Here is a 20,531-nt window from a genome sequence, read left to right as displayed (position 1 = left end):
CGATTATTGCAATTTGAGCGCGGTGTGGGCCAGACGTTTGCCCAAGGCCAGACATAATTTCTTCTCATCGTCAGACAAGGGCTGATCATCCATCGCGCCGCCGATATGACTGGCACCATACGGGGTGCCACCGGTTTTAGTTGTCCCCAATTGCGGCTCGGAATATGGCAAGCCCATCAATAGCATGCCATGGTGCAGCAGCGGGATCATCATGGTCATCAAAGTCATTTCATTGCCGCCGTGCATGGAGCCACTGGAGGTGAACACCGCCGCCGGTTTGCCAATCAGCGCGCCTTTGAGCCAGAGCCCGGAGGTGCCATCGAGAAAATATTTCATTGGGGCAGCCATATTGCCAAACCGTGTTGGGCTGCCTAGTGCCAGTCCGGCACATTCTTCGAGATCTTGCAGTGTGGCATAGGGTGCACCACTGGTTGGGATCTCGGGCTCGGTGGCCTCACAGTTGGCCGAGATTTTGGGCACTGTGCGCAGACGTGCCTGAGCACCGGGCACACTCTCTACGCCGCGTGCAATCTGTTGTGCCAGCTCGCGCACGGCACCGCCTTGAGAGTAATAAAGAATCAGAATTTCTGTCATTTTTTTCGTTTGTCTTTAACGTGCTGCTTTTTGTGATCCAGCTCAAACAGCCCGATGGATTGAATCAACTCGCTAAATTTAGCATATCCATAGTTTCTGGAGTCAAACGCAGAATAGTTTTTAATCATATGTTTTTTGACCTCACTGAGGTTGGCAAAGCCGTCATCTTCCGAAAGCGCTTCTATGGCGGATCGCGTCAGGGACACCAGCTTGGCATCCATGGCCAGTTGTTGTGAGGTTTTTTTGACGGTGGGGCTTAGCAACAACGGTTCAGCGATTGCCGTTGCTTGCTTGCTCAGCGTATCTGGTTTGTCCGCAGTGCTCTTGTCCATGACCGCGGCTGATTCATCGGTATCGGCTTTTTTGTCTTGGGAAAGAATCTCGATAAACACAAAGCGGTTACAGGCGGCACGCAATGATTCGGGCGTTTTGGCCTCACCAAAGCCATATACCGATTTGCCTGACTCACGGAAGCGGATCGCCAGCCTGGTAAAGTCACTGTCACTCGACACGATGCAGACGCCATCCAGCGGTGCGGTATACAGTAAATCCATCGCATCAATAATGAGGGCGCTGTCTGTGGCGTTTTTACCCTTGGTGTTGGCATATTGCTGCATGGGCTGGATGGCATGCTTGGGCAGCACCTCTTTCCAGCGGCTCAGTTGGTGTTGTGTCCAGTCACCATAAATGCGGCGGATGCTGGCATCGCCAAATTTGGAAATTTCTTCAAACAGCGCATCAATGATGGGGATGACGTTAAACGTGTTGTCCGCATCAATCAGCACCGCTAATCTGGGGTTGGGTTTATCTGTATGCATGCGTCAGTCAGCCGTCTAGTCAAAACTAAAACCATAAAACACATCCAGTGCATTCTCTGAACCTGTCCTGGTTTCAATGGAAATGCGCTTGGTGAGTTGGTAGGTCAGTTTACCAACATTTAACAGGCCGACAATGCTTTTTTCATAGCCGACCACCAGATTGCGGTTAATGCGTTTGCCGACGCTGACGGCATAATTGGTCGGGCCACTGCCGCGGACATCGATGCTGTCCAGCCCCACGGCTTGCGCCAACCGGGTTTGTAACGAGACCGAGTCGCCTTGCGACAGCAGGGCGCCCGCTGCGACAGACAGCAGGGCGAGGTCGCTGCTGCCAACTTGAGACATGGGTTGGCCCAGCACCAGTAGCGCGACTTTGTTTTCATTGCTGGTTTCCGGTGTGGAGACCAGTTTCAGGCGCGGCGTTTGCAGGCTGCCATTAATCTGAATGCCAACCTTGGTAGTGTCCACTTGCCGGGTCGCCAGCACATCGAGACCGATATTGGGCAGTTTGCCACTAAAAATCAGCCGTCCGGTTTCAATATTCAGCGATTGGCCGTAGGCGAGATAGGTGCCGGTGAGGTCCAGTGTGCCGGTGGCGCTGAGTGCATCCAGCAGGCCGTTGAGTTGCAGCTTGCCACTCAAGGCGGCATTCAGGCCCTGACCCCTGAGCATGAACTGTTCTGATTCCTTAAACGGAAGCACGGTAGGTTTATCGCCAAAATCCAGCGCAAATGATTGAAGCAATAGTTTGGAGGCCGTCTCCGTTCGAGCTTGCGGGGATTCAATGACGACATCCTCATCCAGCGTGGGTTTGTCCGCCTTGGGCAGTTCAAACAAGCCTTTATGAATTTTGAGATTACCACTGATCGTCGTTTGCTGGCTGTTCATACTGAGCTTGGTCTGGCCGCTTAATTGCACCCAGCGGTCTACCCGTGACAGCGCCTGTAGCTTGTCTAGCTGCAAGGCGGCATTGAGTTGCCAGTCTTCCTGATTAAACTGAAACAGGCCAGTGCCATTCAGTACACCGCTTTTGCCGGCAAAGTGCAATTGCTGGAGGTGTATCTGGTCTGTGGCAAGCGTGGCATTGAGCGTGCCTTGCTCCAGCCACACGCCTTGAGACGGCACTTGTAACGATAATGCGCTGCCCTGCATGCTGCCTTGCAGGCTAGGTTGTGCAATGGTGCCATGAGCTGCCGCTTGAATATTGAGTTGCCCGCCCACTTGTGTGTCTGGCAGCAGTTTATTGAGCCAGTTTAATTGCGGCAGATGTGCTTTGAGCATGGCCTGCAACGGCGCGGTTTTCTTGATCACCAGCCCGTCGGCGGTGGGGGTGACTTCTGTCGCCGCAGAAAATTGCAGGTCGATCGCCCGTTGCGCGTCACCGTTGGATTGCAGCGTGGCTTGTAGCTGCATGCGGTCGTTGTTGGCTTGCCAGTCTGCCTGCAATGTTTGTATGCCTAGCGCTTGCCAGGCGTTGGCGGTGGTATCGAATATCTGCCAGTCACCGTCAGACCGCTCCAGATGCAAGGATCCGTTCAGGTGCTGGTCCAGGGCCAGTGACCATTGACCTGATAACCGCAGTGCGTCGGCGGGCAGTGCCTCCGCAGAGCCCTGGCCAAGCCAGCCAAGCAGCGCTTGCACTGGAAAGTGGTCTAGCGCGCCTTGTGTATGCAATGCAACGGCTTGTCCTGGCGCCTGCGTGCGCGCATTGGCCGCCTGGGGCGGGCGATAGTGCAGTGCTGTTACCTGCAATTGCCCGCCGGATTTGGCCTTTAGGATAAAATCTCTGAGTTGAAAGCCCTGCTCAGGCTGCCAGGTCAGGGCTGCTGGTTTTTCAAGCTGAAACACTTTACCCGCCTGATCCTGTAATTGGGTGAGGGTGGCTTGCCAGCCCGGGTTTTGCAAACCGCTGTCCTGCCAATGGCCATTGAGCGCCAGCAGCAAGTTTCTTTGTCGTTGCGCATCGCTGTCAGTGACAGTGAAGGTGAGTTGGTGTTGGTCCAGGTTGCCCTTCAGCTTGAGTTCGGCATCAATAGGTGGGCTGTCCATGCCACGCGCATCTTGCTGCGACAGGCCTTGTAACTGAATCTGGTTGTCCAGCGTGGCCTGTGATTGATTGGAAAAGTGCCCGTCGACTTGCAGACCCGCCAGGGATAAACCTTTTGGCAGCTGCAGTTGGGTGCCTGACAGATGATACGAGGTCGAAAAACTGCCCTCTCCTTGGGTAATGTCGCCTTGGCCTTGCAGCTTGCCGCTAAAGCCCGGCATCAACTGTGCCAGCGAGGCCAGATTGGCTTGCCAGATCAAGTGAGTTTGTTGCGTTGACCATGGCTTGGCCTGGCTCAGTGGCTGGGTTTGGATGCTGAATGTATTCTGGTCCAGCTGCGCTTTTAGATCCAGCAGGCTTAATACACTGCCACGCAATTGCGCTTGCCCTTTGAGGATGAGCGGCTGTTGTTGCAAACGGCTATTGCCGGCATCCACGGTGATGTTGACCAGCCCTTGTTCGGTCAGGCTACCATCGGCGACGATATTCAAATCCATGGCTCCGCCTAGCTGGGGATGCAGGTGTTTGGCTTGAAACTGTTGCAAGTGAAACGCGAGATGGCTTTGGCGCTGGTCGTCCAGGCCGATGGAGGCCTGCAACTGCACTGTATCCAGTATTTTCTGGTGCTTATTGATAGGATTTTTATTAATAGCATCTTTGGTCGATGGCTCTGGGCCGGACATTTCAACCGGAATCAGCGCGAATGGCCGTGCCTCCGGTTGGTAATGATGATTAGCCGTCATTTCCAGTCGCGTCAAATTACCAGCCAGCGTCATGCGTAAATGATAAGGCAGGTCACCTTGCGGTTGCTGCAGGTCCAGCCAGCCGCTTAAATTGAATGGCGCTGCATTCTGCATCTTAAAGTGGCTGCTGAGGTTGCCCCAGGGGCTGTGTGCCTGGCTGATATTAAATTGCAGGGCGGTATTGTCTGCATCCAGATCAAACTGGAGATGCGAAACCTGCGTGATGCTCTGGCCTTGAATAATGGTCAATTGTTCAATCTGTCCCAGATGCAGATAGAACGGCAAGGGGATGTGGATATGGGCAGGCAGGGGCGGCTGGGGCTGCGAGGTTGTCGGTGCTTGTTCGTTTGCCGGTTTGTAACGCAATGTGACCTGCTTGGCAGAAAACTGAGAGACGGTGAATTTGCCCTGGGGCGTGACCGTCAGTTGCATATGCGAGTCTATGCCGGTCACGCTCAGTGTCGCATTCCCCAAATCGCTTTCAAACGAGGTCAGACTGGTGAGCACCAGAATATTGGCCGCCCACACGATTTGCGGCGTGATGATGATCGACAGGCAAAGCAGCAGCGCTATAAATTGTTTGAATAGTGACGGCAGGTAGCGCAGGCGTGACATTAGAAATTCACTCCCAGGTTAAAATGCAGGCGGTATTCACCGGTCTCCTGACCACGGGCAATATCCACCCCGACCGGGCCAATCGGGCTACGCCAGCGGGCCCCCAGGCCATAGCCCAGTACAGGTTCGTAGTCTTTCCAGCTGTTGGCCGCATTGCCGAAATCGACAAACACGGCAGCACCCCAAGAGGTGGTGAGCCATTGCACGATTTCACTGCTGCCCGTGAGCAGCACGCGGCCGCCTACAATGGCGTCGGCCTCTTTCACACCTAAAGACTGAAAGGCATAGCCTCGCACCGACTGGTCGCCACCGGCGCGGAACAAATAAGTCGCTGGCACCCTGCCTGAGCCAGTAATACTGCCCACTTCAATGCGGCCCAGCCACTGGGTAGACTCCGTCAACGGGTAAAACGCCTGTAACCTGGCCTGCGATTGCAAAAAACGACCATCTGACAGTTTGTCTAATGGGGCCAGCTGGAATTGTGTATTGAAAATCCAGCCTTTAGTGGGTGCCAGCGCATTGTTGAGTCTGCGCATATTAAAGCCATAGGTGACGGTTGCGGCTTTATTGAACTGAGAGTTTTCGCCGTCTACAGTCAAAAACTCATACAACAGGTTGGCGCCGACAAATTGTTCTATGCTTGTCGGCTGCCCCCAATAGCGGCGCACGCCATTTTGAATGGCGGTGGTGACCTGGCCTTCTACAGCGGTACGGATCAGGTTGTTTTGAATGCTGTCGCGATAGCCCTGCTCATCCATCAGAAAGGTAATGTTGGAGGTCACAGCCTGTAAGCGTTGTTCAAGCCTTACGCTACTGTCCCACAATAGTCCGCGGTCAAACAGGTTGCGGTTGGTGTAATTGAATACTACTCTGGCCCCGGTATTGGTACTGGCGCCGGTGCCGATACGCATGGAATATTGCTCGAGTTCGGTGACCGTCACCGTGATGTCGGCAGACCGGTCCGGGTTGAGTTGATCGGTTTTGGCAATGACATCGACCGCTCTAAATTTGCCCGTGCTCATAAAACTGTTCTGTAAAGTGAGCAGATCCTCCTGGCGGTAGGGCGCCCCGCTTTTGAGTGTAATCAGCGGTCTGAGCAGGGATTCTGGGTAATGTTGGAAGCCCTGGATGAGCACGTGCCCCACCTTAACTGCCGGGCCAGAATCTACCGCGATTTCAATCACGACAGCCTGGGTTGCCGGATCGACCAGGGCTTGTGAGCGCGTCAGTTTTGCGTTGGGAAATTGATCCCTTAGCAAAGCGGCAAGGATATCGCGCTTGGCGCTGGTCCAGGCCGCTTGCGTGAAGATGCTGTTCACCGGTAAGGGCCAGCTTTTTTGCGCGGCCTCGAGTGTAGCCTGGTAGGCAGGCTGTTTCACTTCCCCCGAGATGCTGACGTTGACCTGCTTGACGGTGGCTGGTGGCGGCAACATGAGGTGGAATTCGGCTTGTGTCGCGTCTGGCCGGCGTAGGGTGGTTTGGGTCTTAAAGTAGCCTTCAGTAGCGAGCAAGTCGCTGATTTCCTGCGGGGTTTTCTGGATCAGCCGCTGCCACTCGCTCGCATTCATGCGCGGGTTGGACATCGCCTCATGAATGCTCAAGTGCTTTTGCAGCAACTCACGCAGCTTGGACTGCTGCGCCGGTAACGGATTGCCGCTGATAAAAAAACGCGTGCGGTAGCGATTGTCGGTTTGCACCTCAAACCATAAGGGTTCTTCGGCAATCGCTGGCAAAGCCGATAACAGTGGGATAAGAAGAAAAACGTATTTGATCAAGCCGCGCAAGCGGTTTTTCAGCAGGCACAGAGGGGTAATGAAGCAGAGCTGTATGAAACGGTGAAACAAGGAAATCTGCCCAGGCCGCCAGAGCGGCTGCGGGGCAGATGTCCTGAATAAAAATGGTTGAATGAAGTACGCTAAGAGTTCCCTGGTCAAATCAACGGCGATTTAAATATGTTTAACCAGTTGACTGGCCTTGCCGGTATAAGTTGCAGGGGTCATTGCCAGCAATGCCTGCTTGGCTTCGGCCGGGATAGGCAGGGTCTCGATAAAAGCATGCAGCGATTGTTTGTTAATGCCGCCTTTACCGCGTGTCAGCTCTTTGAGTTGCTCATAAGGATTTTCAATGCCATAACGGCGCATTACAGTTTGAATCGGCTCGGCCAGCACTTCCCAGCTATTGTCCAGGTCTTCCAGCAGGCGCTGCGGATTGATTTCCAGCTTATTCAGGCCGCGCAGGCAGGAATCATACCCCAGTAGCGTGTAACCAAAGGCCACGCCCATATTACGCAACACGGTAGAGTCGGTCAGGTCACGCTGCCAGCGTGAGATAGGCAGTTTCTCGGCCAGGTGACGCAAAATCGCGTTAGCAAGGCCCAGGTTGCCTTCAGAGTTTTCAAAATCAATCGGGTTGACCTTGTGTGGCATGGTCGAGGAGCCAATTTCGCCCGCTTTAACTTTTTGCTTGAAATAGCCGACCGAGATATAGCCCCAGATGTCGCGGTTCAAGTCAATCAGGATGGTATTGATCCGTGCCAGCGTGTCGTAAATCTCAGCCATGTAATCATGCGGCTCGATCTGGATGGTCAGCGGGTTGTACGTCAGGCCCAGAGACTCGACAAAGCGTTTGGCAAAGCTTTCCCAGTCAAAATCAGGGTAGGCAGACAAGTGGGCATTGAAGTTACCCACGGCACCGTTGATCTTGCCCAAAATTTCGTTGGCTTGCAGTTGTTTGAACTGGCGTTGCAGGCGATAAACCACGTTCGCCAGCTCTTTGCCCATGGTGGTAGGGCTGGCCGTTTGACCATGCGTACGGGACAACATCGGTTGCTCAGCCAGCGCTTGCGCCAACTCAGTCAGGCGGGCAATGACTGCCTGCAGGTTAGGCTGCATGACGGCTTCACGCGCAGATTTCAGCATCAGGGCGTGAGACAGGTTGTTGATGTCTTCTGAGGTACAGGCAAAATGGATAAATTCACTGGCTTTCTTGATTTCAGGATTGCCGTCAAACTTCTCTTTGAGCCAGTATTCCAGCGCTTTCACATCGTGATTGGTACGTACTTCGATGGCTTTGACCTGCATGGCATCCGCTTCGCTGAATGCGGCAATCGCAGCATTCAGTTCGTCTATGGTCGTCGGGCTGAATGGCGCGATTTCAGCCAGCTCAGGGGCGGCACTTAGCGCTTTTAACCAGGCGACCTCTACCATCGCGCGATATTTGATCAGGGCATACTCGCTGAAATAAGGACGCAAGGGGTCAAGTTTTGATTGATAGCGGCCATCTAGCGGCGAGAGTGCGTTGAGCGTGGTGAGTGACGTCATGGTTAAACAATTTAATAGATGCGAAAAACCAGCATTTTACCCAATCCGTCCATACTTGTCTTTGTTGTCTCTGTCATGTTTGAGTGATTGGGTGTATGAGACCGCGCGGAAGTTGTCGATGAAAACCATTTTGTTTGTTAAATTGTGTCTCTTTTCATCGTGACATAATCGTTGCCTGTAAAACCTTAACTGACATGAAATTGACGCCATCCACCTTTGCCAGAGTATTGACAGGCCTATGCCTGGCAATCAGCCTGCTATGGTCGCAGATCCAGGCGGATGATTATGTGCTGGCGATGCTGGAGAAAGTCCGCCAGCGTTACGGCGAAGAGGCTTATCAGAATGTCATGCGTCTGAATGAGCTGTTTGCGCAGATTGCCGGCTCCGGCGAAATGACCAAGGTCGGCATGGTCAATGATTTTACCAATCAGCACGTGCTGTTTGTGGACGACTATACGCTGTGGGGCATGGAGGATTACTGGGCCAGCCCGCTCGAAACCTTGGGCAAGGGGGCGGGGGACTGCGAGGACTTCAGTATTGTCAAATATATTTTGCTCAAGAAACTGGGTATTTCACAGGATAAATTACGTCTCACGTATGTTCGGGCACGCATGCCTAGCGGCTCAATCCGCCCGCACATGGTGCTGGCTTACTATGCCACGCCTAACAGCGACCCACTGATTCTGGATAACCTCAATTTTGAATTGCTACCGGCTTCGCGCCGGGGCGACCTGGCGCCTGTCTTCAGTTTTAACGACAAGGGTTTGTTTGTGGCGAATAACCCGACGGTACGTGCGGGCTCGCCAACCAACATCTCAAAATGGCGAGATGTGTTGACGCGGATGCGACAGGACGGATTGGAATGATGGAAAAATGGTTAGAGCTATGGTTATTATGGGGTGAGGATGCTAGGCTTGCACATAGAGTCTGCACAAGGACCGGGCAGCTGCCAATCTCCCCCCAGGAAAGTAAGAGGGCTTTCTGATGTCATTAATCAAACAAATACGTATTGCAATTTCGGCCATCATTTTGATGGTGGCCGCCGGATGTCTGTTTCTGGGGGTCTATAATGACCACCGTTATATGGCGGAGCAGCTACAGAAAAAAAATAACGATAATGCCAACGGGCTGGCCATTACACTTTCCAATATTCAAAAAGACAATGTCACGGTTGAGCTGATCGTCAGCGCCCAGTTTGACATGGGGCACTATCGCCGCATTGCGATTGTGTCGCCTGACAACAAGACCATGATAGAACGCGTGAATCGTGCGCCCCATTCAGAGGCCCCAAGCTGGTTCCAGTCTTTATTGTCAATTGAGATCCAACCCGGCGTTGCCAATATTCAGTCCGGTTGGCAGCAATATGGCACCCTGATCATGGAAAGCGAGCCGTCGCTGGCGTATGACCAGCTGTGGGAAACGTCTCGTCATGCCTTGCTGTGGACACTGCTGGTTGCCTTGTTGAGCTATGCGATTTCTGGCGTATGGCTCAAGAAAATCTTGCGGCCACTGGATGAAGTCATTGGGCAGGCAGAAGCCTTGGGTGAGCGTAAATACATTACAATTGCCGAGCCGGAGACGGAAGAGTTCAAGAAGCTGGTGCGCACCATGAACACCTTGTCCGAGCGCGTCAAGTCTATGGTGACGGCAGAGTCCGAGCGCTTGAATACTTTTAACCAGCAAATCAACTATGACGAAGTGACCGGTCTCATGAACCAGTCACATTTCACCAACACGGCATCGGTGGCACTCAAGAATGACAGTTTTGTCGAGGGTATGCTGATTCTGGTACAAATGCGTAACCTGTCCGACATCGACCGGCAAATGGGCTACAGTGTGACCAACCAGCTGATCAAAAAAATCGGCGATGCGCTGTTGCAGCAGATGGCACATTATCCTGATGTGGTTTGCGGCCGACTGGCAGGGGGCGTTTTCGGGATTTTCAGTCGCCAGCCTGTCGATGATTTCGCCGTGGCGACCGAGCTCAAACTGGTGCTGGAAAAACTCAATGCCGCGCAGCAGATGCTGCAATTCCAGTTTGTCGTGACGCATACCAAAACCAAAAAAGGCGACGACTTTGCCGATATCTACCGCGTCATGCAATTTATTCTTGACCTGGCTGAGGATCAGGCCGCCTTGCCGATGCGCGTCATGAATGCCAATAGCATCGTCACCTCAAGAAAAAATTATCTGAACCAGTGGAAGCAGCAGTTCCTGCAGGCAATTGAGCAAAAGCAAATCAAGCTCGCCTGCTATCCGGTGATGCAGCGGCATCAACAATTGTTCCACTACGAATGCCCCTTGCGCTTGCATATTGATGAAGGCGATCAATGGCTGGCAGCGGGGGCCTTTATTGATTGGGCCAGCCAGCTCGATATGATCAAAACGCTGGATGGTCTTGCGTTGGAGTATGCCGTCGATATGCTGGCCAAGAGCAACGCCAATTTAAGTGTGAATGTCTCGGCAGCGGCAATGCGTAGTGATGATTACCGTGACAAGCTGCAGGCCTTGATCCTGTCCGTGAATCAACCTGCCAGGTTGAGTTTTGAGGTAGCAGAAGAAGCGGCGTTTAGTGACTTTATTAAGTTCAGGGAGTTTGTGCATCTGGTCAAGTCGCTGGGTTGCATGGTCGGGATGGAACATGTCGCCACCCGCTTGGCGCAGTTAGGTGACTTACACGAACTGGGACTGGACTATATCAAGTTTGACGCATCTCTAATCCGCGATATTCATTTGCGGCCACAACAGCAATCACTGATGCGCGGCCTCTGCATGATGGTGCGCACCATGGGTATCGTCCCGATTGCCGAGGGGGTACAGGATCAGCAGGAGCTGGATAGTTTGAATGCGGTGGGGATAGAGGCGGTGACCGGCCCCTACGTACAGGAAAGCCTCTCGTTTGGCGAGCTCTGATACGGTCAATTTTTGTAATTCAACGGGGTTATGCCATATACTCCCCGTTTTGATATCAATTAAAACACCATACAATCAATCTTGCTAATCAGTCGCTGATATCACTCGGACAAGGATAATAATAAGTCATCTGCCATGGAAACGACGCCATACTTCAATAAAACCGAGAAAGACGCTCTGCTGGAGTGCCTCCTTTATATTTGCCGCCATAACCGGTTGGCCACTACACGCGACGCCCTGATTTCAGGCTTGCCGTTGCAGAATGGCAAATTAAACCCCGAATTATTCAAACGTTCTGCGGAGCGTTTGCAACTGGATGTGACGGTCAAGCAAGCGGCCATTCCAACATTGCTGCAACCGCAGGTGGATGTCACGTTGCTGTTGAACAATGACCGGGCCTGCCAGTTGATTCAGGTTGATCAGTCGCAGCATTTTGCCCAGGTTATTTTCCCGGAGCTGTCTTCTGAACCGGTCACCATCAGTCTGGCGGATTTGGCTGCGCAATATACCGGCTATGCCTTGATTACCCGGCAAAATTTCATTTTTGATGCACGTACGCCTGAGGTGGGCCGTATCAAAGTCCGGCACTGGTTCTGGGGCACGCTGGCCGAAAACCGCGCGATTTACCGCGATGTGATGATTGCCGCATTGCTGATTAATCTATTTGCGCTGGCCATGCCGTTGTTCACAATGAACGTCTATGACCGCGTGGTACCCAACAAGGCTGTTGAGACTTTGTGGGTGCTTGGCTTAGGCGTAGCGCTGATTGTGCTGGGGGATTTGCTGTTACGTTCAATGCGTACCTATTTTCTGGATTGGGCCAGTGCGCGTATTGATGTGAAACTCAGTGCACAGATTATGGAAAAGGTCCTGGGCACGCGGTATGAAGCCAGACCGAATTCCGTTGGCTCGTTTGCTTCCAATCTGCGTTCGTTTGAAAGTGTGCGCGACTTTATTACTTCAGCCACCGTGGTGACGTTGATCGACCTGCCGTTCGGGATTATTTTTCTGGTGGTGATTGCCTGGATCAGTCCGTTGATGGTGTTACCTGCTGTGATTGGCGGTGCCATTGTGCTGATCTACTCGTTGAGCGTGCAAACCAAACTGCATGACCTGTCTGAAACCATGTACCGTGCCAGCGCACAGCGCAATGCCACACTGATTGAAAGTCTGGTGGGGCTGGAGACAGTAAAATCCATGGGCGTGGAAGGGCAGATGCAAGGCAAGTGGGAGAAGAGTGCGCTGTTTCTGTCAGAGGTTGGCAGCAAGATTAAACTGCTGTCTTCATCGATTACCAACGGCACTTACGCTTTACAGCAGATCATTAGTGTCGCCATCATTATTCTGGGTGTTTACCTGATCTCAAATGGCGATTTGACGATGGGTGGCTTGATTGCTTGTTCGCAGTTGACCAGCCGTGCCCTGGCGCCGATTTCACAAATTGCCAATCTGTTTACCCAGTACCACACTGCGGCGACTTCCCTGAAATCGCTGGATGACATTATGGGCAAGCCGGTTGAGCGTAGCAAAGGCATGAATTTTCTCTCGCGCCCCGCGTTCAGAGGCGAAATCGAGTTTAAGAATGTCTCCTTTAAATATCCTGGTTCGGATGAGTTTGCCTTGCAGCGGGTGTCTTTCAGGATTCAAGCGGGTGAGCATGTTGGGCTGATCGGACGGATGGGCTCTGGCAAGACGACAATCAACAAGCTGATTCTGGGCTTGTACCAGCCAACCGAGGGCGCGATTCTGATTGATGGCATCGACGCGCGTCAAATCGATCCGGCCGAATTACGTCGCAGCATTGGCTATGTGCAGCAGGATAATCACCTGTTTTTTGGCTCACTACGTGACAACATCACGTTGCGTGACCCGCATGCCGATGATCAATCAGTCTTGCAAGCGGCTCAGGTGGGGGGGATTGCCGAGTTTGTCAATGCGCACCCCAAAGGCTTTGATCTTGAAATCGGCGAGCGTGGCGATACGCTGTCTGGTGGTCAGCGCCAGGGGGTGGGGATTGCACGTGCGTTTGTGACTCATCCGCAAATTGTGTTGCTCGATGAGCCGACCAGTGCCATGGATCATTCAGGCGAAGAAAGCGTTAAGCGCAGGATTGGCGAAGCCATTGCCGGAAAAACGCTGGTCGTGATTAGTCACCGCAACGCGATGCTGGAGCTGGCGGATCGGTTGATCGTCATTGACTCTGGCCAAGTGGTTGCAGATGGCAGTAAAGAAGACGTGACTGCAGCATTGCGTGCGGGCAAAGTGGGTAAGGCAAGATAATCATGGCAAAAAAAATATACGATCAAATTGGTCAGATTACCAAACCAGACAGTATTTGGGTGCGCCTGGGTAAGCCTGTACACGCGCTGGTGGATAAAATTGTCAAAACCGAGACAGCGGAATCGCGCACCTGGGTGGAGCAGGCGCATGATGTGATGGTTGAAGACACCATGCTGCATGCCAAGCTGATCATGTATTCTATCCTCGGGATCTTGGTAGTTTTGCTGGTTTGGGCCGGCATTGCCAAGGTTGATGAGGTAACCCGTGGCGAGGGGCGTGTGATTCCGTCACGTCAGGTGCAGGTTGTGCAATCGCTGGATGGTGGGATTGTGACTGACATCATGGTACAGCTGGGGGATACGGTTAAACGCGGTCAACCCTTGATCAAGATTGATGAAACGCGGGCGATCTCCTCCCTCAAGGAAAACGAGAGTCAGTACCTTTCCTTGACGGCCAAAGAGGCGCGACTGAAGGCATTGGCGAATGGCGGTAGCTTTAACCCGCCCAGTGAGGTGCAAGAAAAAACGCCTGATACCTATTTGCAAGAGCTGCAGCTATTTAACGCTGCCAGAGATGAGTTGAATTCGCAAATCAATATTGCACGTGACCAACTATCGCAACGTGAACGTGAACTATCGGAAGTGCAGTTTAAGAAAGAAGTGGCGATCAAGACTTATGAATCTACCAGTAAAGAGCTCGCTGCCAATCGCCCTTTACTCAGTAGTGGAGCGGTTTCAGAGATTGAGATTTTGCGCCTGGAGCGTGATGCAAACCGTGCCAAAGGGGATATTGATCAGGCATCGGCACAGATGTCACGATTGACCGCCGCGATTTCAGAAGCGCGCCGCAAGGTTTCTGAAGCACAACAATCCTTCATGAGCAAAGTCCGCACAGATTTGAATGAGACGACTGCCAAAATCAACAGTCTGACACAATCCAGTGTAGCGCTTTCAGATAAAGTGAAACAGTCGACTTTGACTTCGCCGGTGAACGGCAAAATCAGCAAGCTTTACTATAATACGGTAGGCGGCGTCATTCAGCCTGGTAAAGAGGTGATGGAGATTGTGCCAGGCGATGATGCACTGGTGATTGAAACCAAAGTACAAACCAAGGATATCGCCTTTATCCGGCCGCAACAGCCGGCAGTGGTCAAACTCACGGCCTACGATTACACTATCTATGGTAGTTTGGATGGTGTTGTAGAAGATATTGCTGCAGATTCCACGATAGACGATAAAGGTAATGCATATTATGTCGTTAAAGTGAGGACAACCAAGAATAATCTTGGCGACCATCTGCCGATTATTCCGGGGATGGTGGCACAGGTAGATATCCTCACAGGTAAAAAAACGGTGCTGTCTTATTTATTAAAACCAGTGTTAAAAGCTAAATCGTACGCATTGACCGAGCGCTAAAAACTATGAAGCATATATTTATCACGACCCTCAAAAACGCAATCGAGTCCTGGCAAAAGGCCTTTCCTCAATCAACCCTCATTTCTGATGTGATTTCTGCAGATATTGCAGGGGCACCCATCATTTGGGTGCATGCGCAACTAGAGCAGGGCAGCCTTTGGCGTCAATCTGTGCAACACATTCTTCGCGTGTTGCCTGCCGCCAAAGTCATCGTCCTCTCCAATAACCCCGAGCAAGTTGAAGCCATGCAGGCACTGGAGTCAGGGGCGGTTGGCTATTTGCATGCGTATGCACATCCAAATGTGCTCAAAGAGGTTTCTAGTGTGGTTTCGCAAGGCGGGGTATGGCTGGGACGTGATGTACTCAAGCATCTGATCAGCCTCACAACCGGTGGCAAAGCCACGTCAGCTGTGCCAGAGGATATTCTGGAGAATTTGACCAAGCGTGAGCGAGAGGTGGCGTTAGAGGCCGCTAAAGGAAGTAGTAATAAAGAGATTGCCCGCTTACTGGCCATATCCGAGCGTACGGTTAAGGCACATCTTACTTCTGTCTTTGATACGCTTAAGGTGCGCGACCGGTTGCATTTGGCTTTGGTTCTGCAGGGGCAGTCCACGCCGGGACATTTTGCCGGTAATGTGGGCATTAAAAATCCCAGCTTAAATAAATCTCAACTAAATTAACGTGTAATAAATAAGTTAACTCATATATTTATCGTGTAAATATATGAATATATGAAGGTTTTTTTGAGTTTTTATATTGCATCAATTCCATTTTTTTGACTAATTACACTAAATTTATCAAAAAGTTTGTGGTTTATTGCGGTGACCACTCTTGTGCAGGCTTAGTTCCGTGGTTATACTGATTTTGGATGAATCTTTATAACTTGTTAAGAGTCTGCAAATGAAACTAAAAAAAATTGCCTCAGCGCTCCTCGTGGGCGTGTTCTCTTATTCTTCGTTGGCCTGGGCGGCGAGTCCTGAAAGTCTCGAAAAAATTATCGAGAAAGCAGTATCAGAGAACCCAGAAGTTCAAGCGAGCTTTCATGCATTTAAGTCAGCGGAACTGGATGAGTCTGCGGCCAAAGGCAAATATCTGCCGAACGTGACTGTAGATCAGGTGTTCAGAAATCAGGAGCGCCTGACCCCTAATGTAAGCAATACCTATTCTCCTAACCAGCAATCCACCCTGACTCTGCGCCAAATGATTTTTGATGGCCTGGCGACGCCATCAGAAGTCGGTCGTCTGGACCATGTGGCTAAGTCACGCTTCTACGAGTTGCAAGGGCAGATGCAGGCAGTAGCGTTACCGCTTACTACGATTTGATCCGTTACCGCCGCTTGGTCTCTTATGCTCAGGATAACTTTGTCGTGCACAAGCAAGTCTTCGATAAGATCAAGTCTCGTGTAGATGCTGGCGTAGGTAAGAAGGTTGACCTTGAGCAAGCAACAGGGCGTCTTGCTTTGGCTGAGGCTAATCTGGTGACGGAAACAAATAATTTGTATGATGTTTCTGCGCGCTTTCAGCGTCTGGTAGGTGAGTTGCCGCCGGAGAATCTGAATGAAGTGATGATGACGGGCGATGGTCTTGCTCCTTCAGCTGATCAGGTGTTAGATGCTGCTTACAAGCAAAACCCGAACGTTCTGGCTGCGATCGAAAATATTATTGCGGTTGAAAAATCTGTTTCCGGTCGTAAAGCTGCCTTTATGCCGCGTGTTGATTTGCAAGGCCGTAAAATTATTGACGTCAACGATAAAAGTAGACTCAGTACTTTAGCTGCCGATACGCTGGAAGTAACTGCGAGCTGGAATATTTTCAACGGCTTTACGGATAAATCCAATCTGGACTCCGCGGTTGAAACCCTGAACCGCTCACACGACTTGCGAGACAAAGCGTGTATTGATACCCGCCAACTGGTTGCAATTTCTTACAACAGCATTAAGCAACTGACTGAGCAAGTGGCTTACCGCAAACAGCATCAGGATTCGATTGAAAATGCGCGCTTGGCTTATCGCAAGCAATACGAAATCGGCCAGCGTACCTTGCTTGACTTGCTGGATACTGAAAACGAATACTTCCAGTCACGTCGTAACTTCACTATTGCGGAAATGGATTTGAATACGGCCTATGCAAAAACGTATGCAGGTCAAGGCTTGTTGCTGAGCAAACTCGGCGTTACACGCACAGATGTGGGTGATTATCCTCGTGAAGAATACATGGATCGCGAGAATGTGTGTAAAGCAGTAGTGCCTGAGCAAATCGTGCCCGATAAAGCAGCATTGCTGGCAAATGCCAAACCATGGGAAGGTAGTGGTGAAGCCTTTAAGCCTAAAGCGCAAGAAAAGGCGACCATGAAATTTACGCCACGCATTCTGTTCCAGGCTAATAGCGCGATTATCTTGCCAGAGTCCTATGCCGACCTGGATATTGTGAATGATATTGTCAAAGAGTGGGGCAACGACAAGGTTGAGATTGCCGGCCACACGGACAAGCGTAGTACTTCTAAAGAAAAGTACAATCTGCTGTTGTCTGAAAAACGTGCAAAAGCCGTGGCCGACTATCTGATCAAAAAAGGCACTGATGCTAAGCGACTGGTTGTTAAGGGCTATGGTTTCTCACAGCCGATTGCTGAAAACGATCCAGTGGAAGGTAACGATGCCAACCGTCGTGTAGAAATTATTCGTTTCCAGGCTGTTGAGTAATTATTCCAAGACGATTAAGTTGTTTAAATGAAAGCGGAGTCATTTGACTCCGCTTTTTTTTATATCTCTCTACGCGTTATGACTTTTAAATTACTTAAGCGTTTTATATCCCGAGTTTCATACTGTACTTTAGTACAATAGATTTTCATTGTTTACTCGCGTTTAATACGAGACTATCAAAATTGTCTCAACTTAAAGTGAGGAAAAAATGGCTACTGTGATCGGTACAGTTACAAACGTTCAAGGTATGGCAATTGTTGTGGATGCAAATGGCAGTCGCCATATGTTGAAGCAGGGCGAAACGCTGCATGCAGGAGATAAAGTAATTACTGCCTCAGGCGCAGCGGTTACTGTGAAACTTGCAAATGGTGAAACCGTTAATTTTGCCGAAGCGCAAACCGTCAAAATTACGGATAACCTTGCGCAAGTTGATGTATCTGATGTCACAGAAAATGCTGTTAACCAAGCTGTATTTGATGCCGTTTTAACTGCCTTGAATGAAGGCCGCGATGTTACTGAGGTGCTTGATAACCCGGCTGCTGGCGAAGCAGGTAGTGATGGTAATGCCTCCTTTGTTAACTTGGATCGTATTCAAACGCCTGATGCAGCAGGGGCTAACTATAACGGCGGCAATGGTGCCGGCGCAGATGCAGGCGCAGTAAATATTCCTCCAAACTACGTTTACCTCTTACCCGCAACCAGTTCACCCACTGTTACATTACTTAATGATCAAGCACCAGAAGGCCTTTTGAGTGCAAGTGAAGTCACGAATGGTCAAACGACAGCGCGTATCGGGCTGCCAATAGGCGTCGAGCCAGGTGATGTTGTGAATGTGGTGCATAACACTGGTTCAATTACGGTTACTTTGACAGCTGAAAATATTGCAGCAGGATTTGTAGATGTTAGCATTCCTGTACCATCAAGCCTGGAAGGCCAAACACTTTTAGTGTCTGCATCAGTGACAAACCAGTCTGGTCAGACTTCACCTACAGCCTCAGACTCTGCAGTGGTTGACACCACTCCGCCTGAAATTACAATCACTTTAGACTCGAACATTGCGGGCGATGGTGTTGTTAATATCGCCGAGTCTACCTCACCTGGTATTCCTGTGACAGGGACAGTAACAGGTGAATTTAAAACAGGCGATGTTGTAACAATTACTGTCAATGGTAAAGACTTTACTGTGGCAGTAGATGCAAGTGGTAAGTTTACAATTAACGTGCCAGGTGCTGACCTGGCGGCAGACCCAGACAAAACAGTTGATGCAAAAATCACTACAACTGATACAGCAGGTAACTCAACCACTGCGACCACCAAGCAAGCTTACGATGTGGACACCACCCCGCCTGATTTGAGCAAGATTAGTGGTGAGCTTCCAGAAACAGTTGTGGATGATACAGGTGTCAGCCAAACCGATAATATTACAAAAAATACGCAACCAACCTTAACTGGTACGACTGAGAAGGTTACCGATAAAGTCGAAGTGACGATTGATGGTAATAAGTATACCGCGACAGTGACAGCGGGTCCGAATGGCACCGCGGTATGGAGCCTCAGTCTTAAAGATATAAACGCTGCTCCATTAACCAGCAAAACGTATACTCCTGTCCTGACCGTGACAGATTTGGCTGGTAATGTAAGCACCAAAAATAGTGAGACATTTACCGTAGATGCTGATGCACCGAAAATCACAATCACACTAGATTCCAACATTGCAGGTGATGGTGTTGTGAACCTGACAGAGTCTCAGTCTGCGGGTATTCCTGTGACAGGGACAGTAACAGGTGAGTTTAAAACAGGTGATGTTGTAACCATTACTGTCAATGGTAAAGACTTTACCGGCGCGGTAGACGCAAATGGTAAGTTTACAATCAATGTTCCAGGTGCTGACCTGGCGACAGACCCAGACAAAACAGTTGATGCGAAAATCACCACAACTGATATCGCAGGTAACTCAACCACTGCCACCACCAAACAAGCTTATGATGTTGACACCACTCCGCCTGATTTGAGCAAGATCAGTGGCCAATTGCCTGAAACTGTGATTGACGATACCGGTGCAAGTCAAACGGACAATATCACCAAAAACCAAGCCCCTACTTTGATCGGGACGACAGAAAACGTCACTGATAAAGTGGTGGTTACAATTGATGGTAAAGACTACACAGCCACAGTATCAGCTGGACCTAATGGTACCGCTGTATGGACCGTGCCTTTAACGGGGGCTGCTTTAAACAGTGGAACATATACACCAATCATTACAGTCACTGATCTGGCAGGGAATGTAAGCACCAAAAATAGTGAGACGTTTACCGTAGATGTTGATGCACCAAAAGTCACAATCACGCTAGATTCCAACATTGCTGGTGATGGTGTTGTGAATCTGACAGAGTCGCAGTCTGCCGGTATTCCAGTAACAGGCAAAGTTGCTGGTGAATTTAAGGCGGGTGATATAGTCACCATTACTGTAAACGGTAATAACTATACCGGCGCTGTAGACGCAAATGGTAATTTCTCAATTAAGGTCCCTGGTGCAGATTTGGCTGGTGATTCTGACCGCACTGTAGATGCAAAAATCACTGTCACCGATGTAGCAGGCAACTCAACAAGTGCTAGTGATACACAAGTTTATAGCGTTGATGTAGCACCCCCAGCGTTAGCGATCAGCCTGGATGCAAACGTTGCTGGTGATGGTATTGTGAACGTGGCTGAATCGACTGCTGCTTCCATCCCAGTGACTGGTACCGTGAGTGGTCAATTCAAGGTAGGCGATATTGTCACCTTGACCATTAACAACAAAACCTTCACAGGTGCAGTGTTGGATGGTGGTAAGTTCTCCATCAATGTTCCTGGCGCAGACCTGGCGGCTGATGCTGACAGCACTATTTTTGCGAGCGTGACCACAACGAATACTGTGGGTAACAGCGCAACCGCCACTGATACGCAGACATACACCGTGAACTTGTTGCCTCCAGCCTTGGCAATCAGCCTGGATGCAAACGTTGCTGGTGATGGCATTGTGAACGTTGCTGAATCGACTGCTGCCGCCATCCCCGTGACTGGTACCGTGAGTGGTCAATTCAAGGC

Annotated in this window: 13 protein-coding genes; 8 read left to right on the top strand and 5 right to left on the bottom strand. The window is 50.7% G+C overall.

All coding sequences use genetic code 11. The features are described 5' to 3' along the window. Positions 1-3: 3 nt before the first annotated feature. The 5 genes from wrbA to purB form a co-directional block, all read right to left on the bottom strand. On the bottom strand, positions 4-594 hold the full coding sequence (gene wrbA, locus ACFQ1T_RS14025) for an NAD(P)H:quinone oxidoreductase (protein ID WP_379077898.1): 591 nt from the start codon (positions 592-594) through the stop codon (positions 4-6). Continuing rightward, a complete protein-coding gene (locus tag ACFQ1T_RS14020; protein WP_275356811.1) occupies positions 591-1,412 on the bottom strand; it encodes an NYN domain-containing protein in 822 nt (273 codons plus the stop codon). The genes wrbA and ACFQ1T_RS14020 overlap by 4 nt, the downstream gene beginning before the upstream one ends. A gap of 15 nt (positions 1,413-1,427) precedes the next feature. Beyond that, positions 1,428-4,817, bottom strand: coding sequence for a translocation/assembly module TamB domain-containing protein (locus tag ACFQ1T_RS14015; protein WP_379077894.1), 3,390 nt, complete (start codon positions 4,815-4,817; stop codon positions 1,428-1,430). Next, the gene (locus tag ACFQ1T_RS14010; protein ID WP_379077891.1) at positions 4,817-6,661 is read right to left on the bottom strand and encodes an autotransporter assembly complex protein TamA; all 1,845 of its coding nucleotides are present in this window, start codon (positions 6,659-6,661) and stop codon (positions 4,817-4,819) included. Before ACFQ1T_RS14010 ends, ACFQ1T_RS14015 begins: the two co-directional genes overlap by 1 nt. Before the next feature lie 102 nt (positions 6,662-6,763). After that, positions 6,764-8,137, bottom strand: coding sequence for an adenylosuccinate lyase (purB, locus tag ACFQ1T_RS14005; RefSeq protein ID WP_379077888.1), 1,374 nt, complete (start codon positions 8,135-8,137; stop codon positions 6,764-6,766). A 194-nt stretch (positions 8,138-8,331) separates the two neighbouring features. On the opposite strand from purB, the gene ACFQ1T_RS14000 reads away from it, so the two are divergent. From ACFQ1T_RS14000 to ACFQ1T_RS13965, 8 genes are all read left to right on the top strand, one after another. Then, positions 8,332-9,003, top strand: coding sequence for a transglutaminase-like cysteine peptidase (locus ACFQ1T_RS14000; protein WP_194746990.1), 672 nt, complete (start codon positions 8,332-8,334; stop codon positions 9,001-9,003). A 118-nt stretch (positions 9,004-9,121) separates the two neighbouring features. Next, entirely contained in the window at positions 9,122-11,050 is a 1,929-nt protein-coding gene (locus ACFQ1T_RS13995; protein ID WP_194746989.1) for a bifunctional diguanylate cyclase/phosphodiesterase, read from the top strand. Between the two features lie 135 nt (positions 11,051-11,185). Further along, positions 11,186-13,330, top strand: coding sequence for a type I secretion system permease/ATPase (locus tag ACFQ1T_RS13990; RefSeq protein ID WP_379077884.1), 2,145 nt, complete (start codon positions 11,186-11,188; stop codon positions 13,328-13,330). A gap of 2 nt (positions 13,331-13,332) precedes the next feature. Further along, complete coding sequence (locus ACFQ1T_RS13985) at positions 13,333-14,745, top strand: HlyD family type I secretion periplasmic adaptor subunit (RefSeq protein ID WP_379077881.1); 1,413 nt, start codon at positions 13,333-13,335, stop codon at positions 14,743-14,745. Positions 14,746-14,750: 5 nt separating this feature from the next. Next, positions 14,751-15,425 carry a response regulator transcription factor gene (locus tag ACFQ1T_RS13980; RefSeq protein WP_313984242.1) on the top strand — a complete coding sequence of 225 codons (675 nt, stop codon included), beginning with the start codon at positions 14,751-14,753 and terminating at the stop codon, positions 15,423-15,425. Positions 15,426-15,645: 220 nt separating this feature from the next. Continuing rightward, on the top strand, positions 15,646-16,068 hold the full coding sequence (locus tag ACFQ1T_RS13975) for a TolC family protein (RefSeq protein WP_379077878.1): 423 nt from the start codon (positions 15,646-15,648) through the stop codon (positions 16,066-16,068). Continuing rightward, positions 16,065-17,444, top strand: coding sequence for a TolC family protein (locus ACFQ1T_RS13970; protein ID WP_379077875.1), 1,380 nt, complete (start codon positions 16,065-16,067; stop codon positions 17,442-17,444). The genes ACFQ1T_RS13975 and ACFQ1T_RS13970 overlap by 4 nt, the downstream gene beginning before the upstream one ends. A gap of 208 nt (positions 17,445-17,652) precedes the next feature. Beyond that, positions 17,653-20,531, top strand: a 2,879-nt coding sequence (locus ACFQ1T_RS13965; RefSeq protein ID WP_379077872.1) for a retention module-containing protein, incomplete at its 3' end; no start/stop codon positions are given.

The sequence above is a fragment of the Methylophilus glucosoxydans genome (assembly GCF_042676145.1).
GTDB classification, from domain to species: Bacteria; Pseudomonadota; Gammaproteobacteria; order Burkholderiales; family Methylophilaceae; genus Methylophilus; species Methylophilus glucosoxydans.
The sequence above is the reverse complement of the archived record's forward strand: the minus strand, read 5'-3'. Positions and strand labels throughout refer to the sequence as shown.

Excerpts from the sequence above, each read along its gene's own strand:
- wrbA (WP_379077898.1), bottom strand. The coding sequence starts at position 594 with ATGACAGAAATTCTGATTCTTTATTACTCTCAAGGCGGTGCCGTGCGC.
- ACFQ1T_RS14020 (WP_275356811.1), bottom strand. The coding sequence starts at position 1,412 with ATGCATACAGATAAACCCAACCCCAGATTAGCGGTGCTGATTGATGCG.
- ACFQ1T_RS14015 (WP_379077894.1), bottom strand. The coding sequence starts at position 4,817 with ATGTCACGCCTGCGCTACCTGCCGTCACTATTCAAACAATTTATAGCG.
- purB (WP_379077888.1), bottom strand. The coding sequence starts at position 8,137 with ATGACGTCACTCACCACGCTCAACGCACTCTCGCCGCTAGATGGCCGC.
- ACFQ1T_RS14000 (WP_194746990.1), top strand. The coding sequence starts at position 8,332 with ATGAAATTGACGCCATCCACCTTTGCCAGAGTATTGACAGGCCTATGC.
- ACFQ1T_RS13995 (WP_194746989.1), top strand. The coding sequence starts at position 9,122 with ATGTCATTAATCAAACAAATACGTATTGCAATTTCGGCCATCATTTTG.
- ACFQ1T_RS13990 (WP_379077884.1), top strand. The coding sequence starts at position 11,186 with ATGGAAACGACGCCATACTTCAATAAAACCGAGAAAGACGCTCTGCTG.
- ACFQ1T_RS13985 (WP_379077881.1), top strand. The coding sequence starts at position 13,333 with ATGGCAAAAAAAATATACGATCAAATTGGTCAGATTACCAAACCAGAC.
- ACFQ1T_RS13980 (WP_313984242.1), top strand. The coding sequence starts at position 14,751 with ATGAAGCATATATTTATCACGACCCTCAAAAACGCAATCGAGTCCTGG.
- ACFQ1T_RS13975 (WP_379077878.1), top strand. The coding sequence starts at position 15,646 with ATGAAACTAAAAAAAATTGCCTCAGCGCTCCTCGTGGGCGTGTTCTCT.